This is a genomic window from Microbacterium sp. Root1433D1, from assembly GCF_001426835.1.
Taxonomy (GTDB): Bacteria; Actinomycetota; Actinomycetes; order Actinomycetales; family Microbacteriaceae; genus Microbacterium; species Microbacterium maritypicum.
In genome coordinates, this window is sequence record NZ_LMFN01000002.1 from 393,082 (window position 1) to 406,662 (window position 13,581).

Consider the following 13,581-nt stretch of genomic DNA (forward strand, 5'->3'; position numbering starts at 1 on the left):
CGAACGTGAAAAGAATGAAAGTTAATCGCGGCATCCGTATGTGGGTCGGCTCCGCCGCGGTGCTGGCACTGGTTGCGGTGGGCGTGATCGTCGTGGGCAACGACTACAGGTACGAGCAGACGGCGGTTCGCATCCCGACCGCCAACGGTGAACTCGATGGGGTTCTCACGACGCCGCCCGGTGTCGGCGCACGTGGCGTCGTGATCATGGTTCATGGGGACGCTGCCGTCGACGCGACGCAGGGCGGGCTGTACTCGCCGTGGTTTGAGGGCGCGGCGGATGCCGGGTTCGCGACGCTGTCATGGAACAAGCCAGGGGTGGGTGGATCCACGGGGGATTGGCTGGCTCAGACCATGGACGATCGTGCTGATGAGGTGTCCGAGGTCGTCGATTGGGCTCTCGCGCAGCCCGGGCTCCCGACCGACCGCATCGTCTTGTGGGGCGCCAGTCAGGCAGGGTGGGTGCTTCCGAAAGTGGTCGCCCAGAGGGAGGACATCGATGCCGTCGTCGCGGTGGGCACGGCGATCAACTGGCTCTCGCAAGGTCGATACAACCTGCTGGCGGAGCTTGATCACGACAGAGCAACCGATTCAGAGCGGTCGCACGCCCTTGCCGAAAGCGACGAGATACGCGGAATCCTGGAGCGCCGCGCGGGCTACGAGGATTACCTCGCCGTCACGACCGAGGAGTCGCCGATGACCAGGGCACGCTGGATGTTCGTCGCGCAGAACTTCGATGCCGACGCCACCCTCGATCTGCGTGATGCGGCCGAAGCGAACATCCCTGTTCTGCTGATGGCCGGCGAACGCGATCGCAACGTCGACATGCGTGAGACGGAGATCGTCTACGAGCGGGTTTTCGGTGAGAACCTCACCGTCGAGCACTTCGACGCCGTTCACTCCCTTGCGCGACCCGTCGTCGACGACAACGAGTTCATCGGAGCCTCGGTCGGCATCTTCTGGCCCCGAGCGCTTCTCGCCGCTGGCGTCGTCGATGCGTATGCCACGTTCTTGCGCGGCGTGGATTGACGGCACGACCGAAGCGACACGTGCAGGTCCGACCGTGCACGGGATCCGAGGCGCGTACGCTGGAGCGAAGCACCACTCGACGACCGAGAAGAGGACGCCTTCCGATGGCAGGACGAATCGTCATCAGCGGGGCATCGGGCCTCATCGGCTCCGCACTCGCGTCATCCCTGCGCGCCGACGGCATCGAGGTCACCTCCCTCGTCCGCCGCCCGCCGCGGTCGGAGGACGAGGCGCAGTGGGAGCCGGGGGAGAGCGCGCTCGATCCGGAGGTGCTGGCGGGAGCAGATGCGGTCGTCGCGCTCGGCGGTGCCAGCGTCGGACGACTCCCGTGGACGCGTGGCTACCGTCAGGAGCTCATCGACTCGCGCCTGGGAGCGACGCGCACCCTGACCACCGCGCTTCGTGCACTGCGCTCCGACGCTCCGGCCCTCATCTCGGCATCGGCCGTCGGCTACTACGGCTCTGCGCCCGGCGAGGTCCTCACCGAGGACTCCACTGCGGGGCAGACCTTCTTGGCCGATCTGACCGTGCGTTGGGAGGCCGAGGCGCGTCAGGCCGAAGATCACACCCGGGTCGCGCTGCTGCGCACGGCGCCGGTCATCCACCGGCGCGGAGTGCTCAAGCCGCTCATCCAGCTGACCCGTTTCGGCGTCTCCGGGCCGCTCGGGCGCGGGACGCAGATCTGGCCCTGGATCTCGCTCGACGATGAGGTGCGGGCGATCCGCCACATCCTGGACAAGAAGATCGCGGGCCCGGTCAACCTCACGGGACCGACACCCGCGTCTGCGAACGACATCGGACGAACCCTGGCCGCTCGGATGCACAGGCCGTTCTGGGTGCCGGCGCCGGCGTGGGCGTTGCGTTTCGCCCTCGGCGACGCGGCCGATTCGCTGCTGCTTCCCGATGCCGACGTGCGGCCGCTGGTGCTGGAGCGCTCGGGGTTCCGGTTCACGCACGCGACCGCGACGGAGGCGGTCGCCGCCGCTCTGTGACCTTCTCTGTGGGACACATTGATCCGGCGAGATCGCTCGCTGATCGGGGTTCACCACTGCGAGACTGAGCGCATGGAGATCATCGAGAACTCGAAGCTCACGGTCGTCGGCGCAGGAAGCGTCGGGTCGAGTGTCGCCTACGCGGCACTGATCCGGGGTTCCGCCCGTCATGTCGCGCTGTACGACATCGCCACCGAGAAGGTCGAGGCGGAGGTGCTCGACCTCGCCCACGGCACGCAGTTCACGGGCTCCAGCGACATCATCGGCGGCAGCGACATCTCGGTCGCCGCCGGCTCGCACGTCGTGGTGATCACCGCGGGCGCGAAGCAGAAGCCCGGTCAGACCCGCATCGAGCTCGCCGAGGTCAACGCGGGCATCATCCGCAGCATGATGCCCGACCTGCTCGAGGTCGCCCCGAACGCGATCTATGTGATCGTCACGAACCCGTGCGATGTGCTCACGGTCATCGCGCAGGAGGAGACCGGGCTTCCTCCCGAGCGGATCTTCGCCTCCGGAACGGTGCTCGACACCTCGCGGCTGCGGTGGAAGCTCGCCCAGCGAGCCGGTGTCTCCACCGCCAGCGTCCACGCGCACATCATCGGAGAGCACGGCGACACCGAGTTCCCCCTCTGGTCTCGCGCGACGATCGGCACCGTGCCGATCCTGGAGTGGGAGACGCCCGGCCACCCTCGCTTCACCCTCGACGAACTGCAGGAGATCGCCGTCGACGTGCGCGACGCCGCGTACAAGGTCATCCTCGGCAAAGGGGCGACCAACTACGCGATCGGACTGTCGAGTGCACGCATCGTCGAAGCGATCCTGAGCGACGAGCATGCCGTGATGCCCGTCAGCACCGTGCTGCGCGACTTCCACGGGCTGGACGGTGTGGCGCTCTCGGTGCCGTCGATCGTGAGCGCGAAGGGTGCCGTGCCGATCCGGAACACCTCGTTCTCGGAGGGTGAGCTGGCGCTGCTGCGTCAGTCCGCTGACGCGCTCACGGCAGCCGCCGCATCATTGCGGCCGTGACCAGGCGGGTGACGCAGGGTCTCTGAGGCGGGTCTGCGTCAGGACTCCTCGTGAGTCCTCGGGTCGGCGTCGAACAGGCGTCCGTCCGGACGTCCGAGCGCGGTGATCGCCGCCACCTCGGCATCGTCGAGAACGATCTGCGCCGCCGCGAGGTTCGCCACCTGGTGCTCGAGCGACGACGCCTTCGGGATCGACACCGTACCGCGGGCGACGTGCCAGGCCAGCACGGTCTGGGCGGTCGTGATCTCGCGGGCCGCAGCGATCTCGTGGATCACGGCCTCGTCGAAGAGCTCCCTCGCCCGCCCCAACGGGCTCCACGCTTCGGTGAGGATGCCGTGTTCCCGGTGATACGCGAGCTGCTCCTCCTGCGGGAAGTACGGATGCACCTCGATCTGATTGACGACGGGTCGCACCCCGGTCTCCTGCTCGAGGCGCTCCAGGTGCTCCGGAAGGAAGTTGGAGACGCCGATCTGTCGGACCACGCCGCGGGACTGGGCGTCCACGAGCGCGGCCCACGCCTGGACGTACTCGTCCTGGAGGGGATTCGGCCAGTGGATCAGGTGCAGATCCGTCACATCGAGTCCGAGGCGCGAACGGCTCTCCTCGATACTGGTGCGTGCCTTCGCCGACGGGTGATGGCGACCGGGGAGCTTCGTGGTGACGATGACCTCGGAGCGCGGCACATCGGCGGCCGCGACGCCACGGCCGACCGAACCCTCGTTCTCGTAGTTGAACGCCGTGTCGACGAGACGGTAACCCGCACCGATGCCTCCGGCGACTGCGTCTGCCCCGGCATCTCCGAGGAGTCCGTAGGTGCCGAGGCCGATGGCCGGAAGGGCGAACCCGTTGTGGGCGGTGAACGAGGGGACGACGGGCTGAGTGGTCACGGTGCTCCTTCTTGGCCTTTTCCCCGAGCGTACGCTGAGGGGATGACGACGGAGGCGGAGATGGCGTCGGATGACGCCGCGATCGAGGACCAGGATCGCTGCCCGTGTGCGTCCGGGGACGTGTTCGGCGGCTGCTGCGGGCCGTTGCTCGAAGGTGCGCCCGCGCCGACGGCGGAGCGTCTGATGCGCTCGCGTTACACCGCGTTCGGCCTCCAGGACGCCGGGCACCTCCTGCGCACCTGGCACTCGACCACGAGGCCGGAGACGATCGATTTCGAGCCGGACCTCGAGTGGCGACGGCTGCTGGTGATCGATCGCGCGGCCGGAGGCCCCTTCGACCGCGAGGGCGTGGTGGAGTTCGAGGCGTTCTGGCGGCAGGGCGCTGCGAGGGGCTCGCTCCATGAGCGCAGCCGCTTCGTGCGCGAGGACCGGCACTGGTACTACGTCGACGGCGACGTGCGTTGATGGGCGGATGTCGCGACAGCGACTAGATTTGGAAGCGTGAACGCCAGCCCCGAGAACCAGCGCACCCTGCTCGACATCGCCGACCTCGACCGGCGCATCGCGCAGGCCGAGCGTGCCCGAACGAAGCCGAGCCAGGCGGGGCGGATCACCGAGCTCGTCGCCATCCGTCAGGAGCAGCTGCGCGAGCTGACCGCTCTCGCCGGCACCCGTGACGACGTGCGCACCGAGCTGAAGCGTCTGGAGTCCGACGTCGCCGTCGTCGAGGCGCGTCGGAATCGCGATGCGGAGCGTCTCGCCGCGTCGACGAACTCGAAGGACGCGCAGGCGCTCGAGCACGAACTCGCGAGCCTTGCTCGGCGCCAGAGCGACCTCGAAGACGCCGAACTCGACGTCATGGGTCGGCTGGAAGAGGCAGAAGCCGCCCTCGCCGCGCAGCAGGCGCTTCTGGACGCGACGACAGCCGAGGGTTCGGCGCTCACCGCACAGGCGAAGGCCGATGTCGCTGCCGCCACAGACCTGGGTGCGCAGCTCGCCCGCGATCGTGCGGCCGTCGCCGAGGGAGTGTCGCCCGAGCTCTTGGCGGAGTACGCCCGTCGCGCCGTGAACAGTGCGGGTGCCGCGCTGCTCACCCGTGGCACCTGCGAAGGCTGCCGCATCCTGCTTCCCAGCACCGATCTGAACGACATCCGCCGCGCGGCGGACGACCTCGTGGTCTCCTGCCCCGAGTGCGGGTGCATCCTCGTGCGTACCGAGGAGTCAGGGCTCGCATGAGCGGTGCCTCCGCTCGCCGGCGATGACAGCGCCGGCGTCGGGCGTCGAACGACGCATCGCGCTCATCTCCGTCGGCGCTCACGAATATGTCGCCGTCGAGCTCGACGGGAACGACGAGGAGCAGGATCGCACGTCGCTGCGTACCGATGACCTCCCGGACTGGGTCCGCACCGCCGAGGCATCAGACGCCCCGCGATGGATCATGCGGACCGCCGCCGAAACCTACGCGCTCCTCCTCGGAGCCGGAGTGCGGATCACTCGCAGTCACGACCTGGTGCTGTGTCATGCGATCCTGCGCGACACCTCCTCGGTGCCGACGCCACTCCCGGCCTCTCAGGAGTGGGAACGGCGGGAACCGACCGTGGCGGCACCGTCCCTCTTCGATGTGTTCGATGAGGTGGGCGGTGAGGATGCGATCGCCGCGACTCTGGATCAGTATCGGGCGCAGCGCCGCGTGATCGCCGCGGCGCCGGATGGACGTCTCACGCTCCTGTGCGCAGCGGAGTCGGCGGGCGGTCTCATCGCGGAAGAGATGCGGGCCGCAGGATTGCCGTGGGACGAGGGCGTGCACGACGCGATCCTCACCGACACCCTGGGCACCCGCCCGGTAGCCGGCGGCGTGCCGAGTCGCATGCTCGAACTCGGAGATCGTGTGCGCGAGCTCCTCGGCGATGCCTCGCTGCACCTGGACAGTCAGCAGAAGCTGCTCAGGGCGCTGCACCGCGTCGGGGTGCAGGTCGAGTCAACGAGCCGGTGGGAGCTCGCCGAGCACGACCACCCGGTCGTCGAACCGCTGCTGGCGTACAAGAAGCTCTCCCGGCTGCTCAGCGCCAACGGGTGGGCGTGGCTGGCGGAATGGGTGCATGACGGCCGGTTCCGCCCCGTGTACATCCCCGGAGGCGTCGTCACCGGGCGATGGGCCTCCGCCGGTGGGGGAGCGCTCCAGCTTCCGCGGAGCCTGCGCCCTGCGGTGCGTGCCGACCCCGGGTGGACGCTGGTCGTGGCCGATGTCGCGCAGCTCGAGCCGCGGATGCTCGCCGCGATGGCGGCCGACGAGGCGATGGCTCGTGCGGCCAGGGGGAGCGACCTCTATGCGGGCGTCGTCGCTTCCGGGGCGGTCGCCACTCGCGAGGAGGCGAAGTATGCGGTCCTCGGTGCGATGTACGGTGCCACGACGGGCGACAGCGGCCGACTGGTCCCGCGGCTGCGCAAGGTGTACCCGCGCGCCATGGGACTCGTCGACGCCGCGGCACGAACGGGGGAGGACGGCGGCATCGTGTCGACCTGGCTCGGTCGATCATCACCCCGCCCATCCGTGGAGTGGATGCGACTGCAATCCGAGGCGACCGATGCGGATGCCGATCCCGCGGTGGTGGCCCTCGCTCGGCGCAGGGCGCGCGACTGGGGGCGGTTCACACGGAACTTCGTCGTTCAGGGCACGGCTGCGGAGTGGTCGCTGATCTGGCTGGCCGAGATCCGTCACCGCCTGCAGCAGATCCCCGAGGTCTTCGCCGAGGCTGCGGCCTCCGGTCCTTTCGCACGCTCCCCGCACCTGGCGTTCTTCCTGCACGACGAGGTGATCCTGCACGTTCCGCTCGAACATGCGGAGGCGGCGGCCGAGGCCGTGCGCGAGGCGGCGGCCACGGCGACGACGCGACTGTTCGGCTCGTTCCCGATCGACGTGCCCCTCGATCTGCGCATCGCGGAGTCTGCGCAGAAGTAGCCGCAGGCCGCGGGTCTCCGAGAACGTAGACTGGAGACGCGAATGGGTCGACTGGACGGCCGCGTTGCGGGCAACCGCACCGAGGAACGTCCGGGCTCCTCAGGGCAGGACGGTGGGTAACGCCCACCCGGAGCAATCCGCGAGAAAGTGCCACAGAGAGTAGACCGCCCCGCAAGGGGTAAGGGTGAAAGGGTGGTGTAAGAGACCACCGGGGGCCATGGTGACATGGCCCGCCAGGTAAACCTCGTCCGGAGCAAGGTCAGACAGAGGATGTTGACGCGGCTCGCCGAGTCCTCGGGTAGACCGCTAGAGTGCCACGGCAACGTGTCGCCGAGAGAGATGGCCGTCGAAGGGGCGAAGAACCCCGGAACAGAACCCGGCGTACAGGTCGGCCCATTCGCATAAAGAAGATCTGATCAGGTCTCCTTCCGCCCGACTCCCGGCAGCGCGCCCAGAGCGCTGTTCTCAGGGAGGGCGTGCCGGGGCGCGGCGGACCGCACCGCCTAGGCTCGGAGTAGCCACCCAGAAAGGCACGTCCATGAGGCCTACGCCATGAGAGATGTCACACGACGGGGTCTGGCCTTGTCATTGGTGCTCAGCGGCGTCGCGGGGTATGTGGACGCGATCGGGTTCATCGACACCGGCGGCTTCTTCGTCTCCTTCATGAGCGGCAATTCGACCCAGGCCGGTGTGGACATCCTCGAGCAGGGATTGGCGTCGTCGCTTCTGCCCTTGACGCTGGTGGTGGCTTTCGTCCTGGGCGTCGCCGCCGGCGCGATGATCGGCGGGAACGGGAGACGGCGCGCCTGGGCGGTGGCGGCATCCGCGTCCGCCGTCGCTCTGAGCGCCGTCCTCGCTGCGGTGGTACCGACGAGCCCTGCTCGGTTCTGGATGCTGGCCTTCGCCATGGGGGCGCTGAACACCCTGTACCTCTCGGACGGACGTGCGCGGGTCGCCATCACGTACGCGACCGGCACGTTGGTCAGTCTGGGTCTCGCGGTCGCGGCGCTGCTCACCGGGCGTTCCGGATCCGCCTGGCGCCGCCCTCTCCTGCTGTGGGGATCCCTCGCGGGCGGCGCGGTGGTCGGTGCCGCGGCGCACCGGCTCGGAAGCGGCCCCGCGTTGCTCTTCGCCGCCGTCGTGCTCGCCGCCGCCGGGGTGGGTCTGGCCATGAGGACCCGCGTTCGACGGGAACCTCCGATCGATTGAGCGGGCGGGAGGAAGGCTCCGGCCCGCACCTTCGCGAACATGCGAAGACCCCGATGACTACGGCAGTCTTCGGGGTCTTCGGTGTCAGGGACGTGCGTGGATCAGTCGCCGGCGAGGGATGCGGCGCCGATGATGCCCGAGTTGTTGCGGTGGATCGCCGGGACGATCGGCGTCTTGAGGTCGAGAAGCGGCAGGAAGTCTCCGGCGTTCTTCGAGACGCCACCGCCGACCACGAACAGGTCGGGGCTGAACAGGAACTCGATGTGCGAGTAGAACGCCTGCAGGCGCTCGGCCCACTCCGCCCAGCTGAGGTTCTCCCGCTCGCGTGCCGACGTCGCGGCGTACGTCTCGACCGACTCGAACTCGCGGAAGTTGAGGTGACCGAGCTCGGTGTTCGGCAGCAGCACCCCGTCGTAGAGGAATGCGGATCCGATGCCGGTGCCGAGGGTCGTCAGGAGTGTGAAGCCGCGCACATCTCTGGCCGCTCCGTGGCGGGCTTCGGCGACACCCGCGGCGTCGGCGTCGTTCACGAACACGATGTTGCGGCCGAGGCCGTCGCGGAAGAATCGTTCGGCGTCGAAGTCGATCCACTCCTTGGACACGTTCGCGGCCGAGAGCGTCTTGCCGCGCTTGACGATCGCCGGGAAGGCGACTCCGAGCGGCAGCGTCGACTCGTGCACGTCGAGCGTCTTCAGAACGGTCTGCACGGCGTTGAGCACGTCCTGCGGCGATGCGCCCTCGGGAGTGGGGACCCGCACCCGGTCGGATGCCATGACGCCGTGCTCGAGGTCGACGATTCCTGCTTTGATTCCCGTGCCGCCGATGTCGACGCCGATCGCTTTTGCCATGGGCGATAGCTTAGCGACCACGGTGCGCGCCAGTAGGATCGATGACATCACGTGAAGAAGGGGCAGACATGTCTGACGGCGACCACAAGTACTGGTACAACTCCGCGACTGGCGAGATCGAGTTCGGCATGATCTCGCCCGCCATCGACCGCATCGGTCCGTTCGACACGGAGGCCGAAGCCCGCCGTGCTCCCGAGGTCGTCAAGGAGCGCGCGCGTTCCTGGGCCGAGGAAGAGGCCGTCGAGCAGGGCTGGGACGCCAAGGGCGACGCAAAGGGCCAGGGCGCAGAGTAGCCATGGACAAGCAGAGGGACTTCGTCCTCCGGACCATCGAGGAGCGCGGCGTCAAGTTCGTGCGGTTGTGGTTCACGGACGTGATCGGCACTCTCAAGTCGGTGGCCATCGCGCCCGCCGAGGTCGAGGGGGCTTTCGCGGAAGGCATCGGATTCGACGGTTCGGCGATCGAGGGGCTGACACGCACCTACGAATCCGACCTGCTCGCCCAGCCCGATCCGACGACGTTCCAGACGCTGCCCTGGCGCGGTGAGATCGACCCGACCGCGCGCATGTTCTGCGACCTGACGACCCCCGACGGCCAGCCGGCCGTCGCCGACCCGCGTCACGTGCTCAAGCGCACGCTCGCAAAGGCCGCAGACGCCGGATTCACCTTCTACACGCACCCGGAGATCGAGTTCTATCTCCTGAAGTCGTCCTCGTTCGGACCCGACGGCCCCGTGCCCGTCGACTCCGCCGGCTACTTCGACAACGTTCCCGGGGGCACGGCGCACGACTTCCGCCGTCGCTCCGTGCGCATGCTGGAAGATCTCGGCATCTCCGTCGAGTTCAGCCATCACGAGGGCGGCCCCGGTCAGAACGAGATCGACCTGCGCTACGCCGATGCGCTGACCACAGCCGACAACGTCATGACGTTCCGCACGGTGATCAAGGAGGTGGCGATCGAGCAGGGCGTCTACGCGACGTTCATGCCGAAGCCGCTCAGCGGTCAGCCCGGCAGCGGCATGCACACGCACATGTCGCTCTTCGAGGGCGATCAGAACGCGTTCTACGAAGAGGGCGCGAAGTACCAGCTCTCCAAGACGGGGCGGCACTTCATCGCGGGCCTGCTCAAGCATGCGAACGAGATCTCCGCCGTCACGAACCAGTTCGTGAACTCGTACAAGCGCCTCTGGGGCGGCGACGAGGCGCCGAGCTTCATCACCTGGGGCCACAACAACCGTTCCGCGCTCGTGCGCGTGCCGATGTACAAGCCCAACAAGGGGCAGTCGTCGCGCGTGGAGTACCGCGCGTTGGACTCGGCCGCGAACCCCTACCTGGCGTACGCGCTCATGCTGGCGGCCGGGCTCAAGGGCATCGAAGAGGGATACGAGCTGCCGCCGGAGGCCGAGGACAACGTCTGGGCGCTCAGCGACGCGGAGCGACGGGCCCTGGGCTATTCGGCGCTGCCGGCGAGCCTCGACCACGCCCTCGAGTACATGGAGGCGTCCGAACTCGTCGCCGAGACGCTCGGGGAGCAGGTGTTCAACTACGTGCTGCTCAACAAGCGCAAGGAGTGGGAGGCCTACCGCGGTCAGGTCACCCCGCTCGAGCTGAAGAACAACCTCGAGCTTCTCTGAGGGGCGCGCATGGCCCGTCCGGACGATTCCGTCTCGCTCTCCGCGCTGGCCAGACTCGGCTTCGCCGAGCTGAGTGAGGCGGCAGCGTCCCTGTCGGAGCTGGCGAGCATCCTCGACCAGCCGCGCACCGTGCTGCTCGAAGCGGCGGATGCGGCGGATCCCGATGCCGCCGTGCGCGGGCTGCTCAGAGTGGCGCGCCGGGACGAGGCGCCGCTGCGGAGACTCCTCGTCGACGAGGAGACGCGTCGACGGGTCTGGCGGGTGTTCGGTGCGTCCGAAGGGCTCGCCGACTTCTTCCTCCGTCATCCGGACCAGCTGACCGTCCTGGAAGGCCCCCTCACTGCTCTGCCGTCGTCTGACGAACTGCGCGAGCGTCTGCTGGCTTCGGTGGGTGCGCACGACGGTTTCGCGCAGTCGTCCGGAGACGAAGCCGTCGTCGCGATCCGAGTCGCGTATCGGCGCAATCTCGCAGCCATCGCCGCCTACGACCTGTCGCATCCTGCGCCGGAGACGATCATCGCACCGGTGTCGGCGGCGCTGGCGGACATCGCCGGTGCCGCGCTCGAAGCATCGCTTGCGGTCGCCAGGACCCGGTTGCGGGACTCGATGGGGTCTGGCGAAGTGGCGGCGACGCGCCTCGCCGTCATCGGCATGGGAAAGGCCGGAGCGCGGGAGCTGAACTACGTCAGCGATGTCGACGTGATCTTCGTCGGCGGCAGCAGCGATGAAGAGGTGGTCACGGAGGCACGCGCCATCGACATCGCGACCCGTCTCGCGCGCGAGACGATGCGCAACCTCGATGCGATCGAGGTGGAGCCCCCGCTGTGGGAGGTGGATGCCGCGCTGCGTCCCGAGGGCAAGCAGGGCGCGCTGGTCCGCTCGCTCGCGTCGCATCTGGCCTACTACGACCGTTGGGCGAAGAGCTGGGAGTTCCAGGCCCTGCTCAAGGCGCGCCCGCTCGCCGGCGACGTCGAGCTCGGCGCCGAGTACATCGCCGCGGTGCAGCCGAAGATCTGGTCCAGCGCCGCCCGACAGGACTTCGTCGAGAGCGTGCAGCGCATGCGCGAGCGCGTGATGGAGCACATCGATCCCGAGGACGCCCCGTACCAGCTCAAACTCGGCGCCGGCGGCCTGCGCGACATCGAGTTCACCGTGCAACTGCTGCAGCTCGTGCACGGCCTCACCGATGAGTCGCTGCGCACCCGTGGCACGCTCGAGAGCCTCGACGCGCTCGTCGAGGGCGGCTACATCGGGCGGGTCGACGCCGCCGCGTTCGCCGACGACTATCGGCTGCTCCGGCTCATGGAGCATCGCCTCCAGCTGCGCGAGCTCAGCCGGACGCATCTGATGCCGCGCACTCCCGCCGGCCTGCGGATCCTGGCGAGGGGCACCGGACTCGCCGAGAGCGGTGAGCGGGTGTGGGCGCGCTGGGAGAGCGTGCGACGCGAGGTGCGTGAGATCCACACCCGCCTGTTCTACCGTCCGCTGCTGAGCGCCGTCGCCGGCCTGCCTGAGGAGGAGCGCACGCTCTCCGCCGCCCAGGCACACGACCGCCTGGCGGCGATCGGGTTCCGCGATCCGGCGGGAGCCCTGCGCCACATCGGCGCCCTCACGAGCGGCCTCAGTCGCAAGGCGACGATCCAGCGCCACCTGATGCCCATCATGGTGCGGTGGTTCGCAGACGGCAGCGATCCGGATTATGCGCTGCTCGCCTTCCGCCGCATCAGCGAGCGTCTCGGGGACACCCCCTGGTTCCTGCGGATGCTGCGCGACTCCTCCGGCGCGGCGGAGAGCCTCACGCGGCTGCTGTCCTCCTCGCGCTACATCGGCGAGCTCCTGGAGTGGATCCCGGAATCTGTGGCCTGGTTGGACAGCACGGGACGCCTGCGGCCTCGTGGTGCCGCTGCGCTGGACGAGGAGGCGCGCGCGATACAGACGCGCCACGAGACGATCGGCGACGCCCTGCGCGCCGTCAGGGCGCTGCGCAGGCGGGAGCTGCTGCGCACGGCGATGGGCGCTGTCCTCGACGTCCTCACGATCGAGGAGGTCGCCACGGCGCTCACCGAGATCACCGAGGCGACGATCCAGGCGGCCCTGCGTGCGGTGATCCGTGAGGTCGTTCCACCGGATGATGAGGCGCTGGATTTCGCGGTCATCGCGATGGGACGCTTCGGCGGCGCCGAGCTGGGCTTCGGGTCCGACGCCGACATCCTCTACGTCTACGACGCGAACGGCGTCGATCCGCAGCGCGCGCAGAAACTCGCGACGCAGATCGTGGCGGGGCTGCGCGAGCATCTCACCGACCACCGCCTGCCGCTGGACCTCGATGCCGACCTGCGCCCCGAGGGGCGCAACGGCCCCGTCGTGCGGTCCATCGAGGCATACACGGAGTACTACCGGCGCTGGTCGCTCTCGTGGGAGGCCCAGGCGCTGCTCCGGGCCCGCGGCGTGGCGGGGAGCGCCAAGCTGATCGCGCGGTTCACGGCACTGGCCGACACGATCCGCTACCCGGAGTCGGTCGATCTGCAGGGCACACGCGAGATCAAGCGCATCAAGGCGAGGGTCGAGGGGGAGCGGTTGCCGCAGGGCGCAGATCCCCGGCGTCACCTGAAGCTCGGGCCCGGTTCGCTCAGTGACGTGGAGTGGCTCGTCCAGCTGTTGCAGCTGCAGCACGCGCACGCCGTCCCCGGACTGCGCACGACGTCGACCCTCGGTGCGCTCGAGGCCGCGGTGGCAGCGGACTTCGTGACCGAGGAGGATGCCGCACGTCTTCGTGAGGCCTGGCTGCTCTCCAGCCGTCTCCGGTCGGCGATCACCCTGCTGACCGGTCAGACCAGCGATGTGCTGCCCGCGGACCGCAGGCAGCTCGACGCGATCGGGAGACTGCTCGGGTATCCCGACCGCTCGGCGACCGAGCTCGAAGAGGACTACCTCGGTGTGACGCGGCGTGCACGCAAGACGTTCGAGCAGCTCTTCTACGGCTGATCGAGCAGCCTCAG

12 protein-coding genes and 1 other RNA gene are annotated in these 13,581 nt (G+C 68.8%); 11 read left to right on the plus strand and 2 right to left on the minus strand.

The features are described from left to right. The first annotated feature begins 14 nt into the window (after positions 1–14). The 3 genes from ASD13_RS07805 to ASD13_RS07815 all read left to right on the plus strand — a co-directional run bounded on the left by ASD13_RS07805 (position 15) and on the right by ASD13_RS07815 (position 3,046). On the plus strand, positions 15–1,028 hold the full coding sequence (locus ASD13_RS07805; RefSeq protein ID WP_082531442.1) for an alpha/beta hydrolase family protein: 1,014 nt from the start codon (positions 15–17) through the stop codon (positions 1,026–1,028). A gap of 104 nt (positions 1,029–1,132) precedes the next feature. Further along, on the plus strand, positions 1,133–2,020 hold the full coding sequence (locus ASD13_RS07810; RefSeq protein WP_055867845.1) for a TIGR01777 family oxidoreductase: 888 nt from the start codon (positions 1,133–1,135) through the stop codon (positions 2,018–2,020). Between the two features lie 72 nt (positions 2,021–2,092). Then, positions 2,093–3,046: an L-lactate dehydrogenase gene (locus ASD13_RS07815; protein WP_017830455.1), complete on the plus strand. Its 954-nt coding sequence runs from the start codon at positions 2,093–2,095 to the stop codon at positions 3,044–3,046. A 38-nt stretch (positions 3,047–3,084) separates the two neighbouring features. On the opposite strand, the gene ASD13_RS07820 is transcribed toward ASD13_RS07815, so the two are convergent. Next, positions 3,085–3,933: an aldo/keto reductase gene (locus ASD13_RS07820; RefSeq protein WP_055867848.1), complete on the minus strand. Its 849-nt coding sequence runs from the start codon at positions 3,931–3,933 to the stop codon at positions 3,085–3,087. Between the two features lie 42 nt (positions 3,934–3,975). On the opposite strand from ASD13_RS07820, the gene ASD13_RS07825 reads away from it, so the two are divergent. The 5 genes from ASD13_RS07825 (at position 3,976) to ASD13_RS07840 (ending at position 8,101) form a co-directional block, all read left to right on the plus strand. Beyond that, the gene (locus tag ASD13_RS07825) at positions 3,976–4,398 is read left to right on the plus strand and encodes a YchJ family protein (protein WP_082531443.1); all 423 of its coding nucleotides are present in this window, start codon (positions 3,976–3,978) and stop codon (positions 4,396–4,398) included. Between the two features lie 36 nt (positions 4,399–4,434). Then, positions 4,435–5,169: a zinc ribbon domain-containing protein gene (locus tag ASD13_RS07830; protein WP_055867851.1), complete on the plus strand. Its 735-nt coding sequence runs from the start codon at positions 4,435–4,437 to the stop codon at positions 5,167–5,169. Positions 5,170–5,191: 22 nt separating this feature from the next. Then, positions 5,192–6,892 carry a bifunctional 3'-5' exonuclease/DNA polymerase gene (locus ASD13_RS07835; protein ID WP_055867854.1) on the plus strand — a complete coding sequence of 567 codons (1,701 nt, stop codon included), beginning with the start codon at positions 5,192–5,194 and terminating at the stop codon, positions 6,890–6,892. Between the two features lie 43 nt (positions 6,893–6,935). Continuing rightward, an RNA gene (rnpB, locus tag ASD13_RS11055) (RNase P RNA component class A) lies at positions 6,936–7,292 on the plus strand. 152 nt (positions 7,293–7,444) lie between these two features. Next, entirely contained in the window at positions 7,445–8,101 is a 657-nt protein-coding gene (locus ASD13_RS07840; RefSeq protein WP_055867856.1) for a YoaK family protein, read from the plus strand. A gap of 101 nt (positions 8,102–8,202) precedes the next feature. Here ASD13_RS07840 and ppgK read toward each other — a convergent pair whose 3' ends face one another. Next, on the minus strand, positions 8,203–8,949 hold the full coding sequence (gene ppgK / locus ASD13_RS07845) for a polyphosphate--glucose phosphotransferase (protein WP_055867859.1): 747 nt from the start codon (positions 8,947–8,949) through the stop codon (positions 8,203–8,205). A 68-nt stretch (positions 8,950–9,017) separates the two neighbouring features. On the opposite strand from ppgK, the gene ASD13_RS07850 reads away from it, so the two are divergent. From ASD13_RS07850 to ASD13_RS07860, 3 genes are read left to right on the plus strand one after another with little or no spacing between them, the layout of a single operon-like run. Continuing rightward, entirely contained in the window at positions 9,018–9,242 is a 225-nt protein-coding gene (locus tag ASD13_RS07850) for a hypothetical protein (protein WP_017830462.1), read from the plus strand. 2 nt (positions 9,243–9,244) lie between these two features. Further along, positions 9,245–10,582: a type I glutamate--ammonia ligase gene (glnA, locus tag ASD13_RS07855; protein WP_017830463.1), complete on the plus strand. Its 1,338-nt coding sequence runs from the start codon at positions 9,245–9,247 to the stop codon at positions 10,580–10,582. A 9-nt stretch (positions 10,583–10,591) separates the two neighbouring features. Continuing rightward, on the plus strand, positions 10,592–13,567 hold the full coding sequence (locus ASD13_RS07860) for a bifunctional [glutamine synthetase] adenylyltransferase/[glutamine synthetase]-adenylyl-L-tyrosine phosphorylase (protein WP_055867869.1): 2,976 nt from the start codon (positions 10,592–10,594) through the stop codon (positions 13,565–13,567). The last annotated feature ends 14 nt before the right edge of the window (positions 13,568–13,581 follow it).

Excerpts from the sequence above, each read along its gene's own strand:
- ASD13_RS07805 (WP_082531442.1), top strand. The coding sequence starts at position 15 with ATGAAAGTTAATCGCGGCATCCGTATGTGGGTCGGCTCCGCCGCGGTG.
- ASD13_RS07810 (WP_055867845.1), top strand. The coding sequence starts at position 1,133 with ATGGCAGGACGAATCGTCATCAGCGGGGCATCGGGCCTCATCGGCTCC.
- ASD13_RS07815 (WP_017830455.1), top strand. The coding sequence starts at position 2,093 with ATGGAGATCATCGAGAACTCGAAGCTCACGGTCGTCGGCGCAGGAAGC.
- ASD13_RS07825 (WP_082531443.1), top strand. The coding sequence starts at position 3,976 with ATGACGACGGAGGCGGAGATGGCGTCGGATGACGCCGCGATCGAGGAC.
- ASD13_RS07835 (WP_055867854.1), top strand. The coding sequence starts at position 5,192 with ATGACAGCGCCGGCGTCGGGCGTCGAACGACGCATCGCGCTCATCTCC.
- ASD13_RS07840 (WP_055867856.1), top strand. The coding sequence starts at position 7,445 with ATGAGAGATGTCACACGACGGGGTCTGGCCTTGTCATTGGTGCTCAGC.
- ppgK (WP_055867859.1), bottom strand. The coding sequence starts at position 8,949 with ATGGCAAAAGCGATCGGCGTCGACATCGGCGGCACGGGAATCAAAGCA.
- ASD13_RS07850 (WP_017830462.1), top strand. The coding sequence starts at position 9,018 with ATGTCTGACGGCGACCACAAGTACTGGTACAACTCCGCGACTGGCGAG.
- glnA (WP_017830463.1), top strand. The coding sequence starts at position 9,245 with ATGGACAAGCAGAGGGACTTCGTCCTCCGGACCATCGAGGAGCGCGGC.
- ASD13_RS07860 (WP_055867869.1), top strand. The coding sequence starts at position 10,592 with ATGGCCCGTCCGGACGATTCCGTCTCGCTCTCCGCGCTGGCCAGACTC.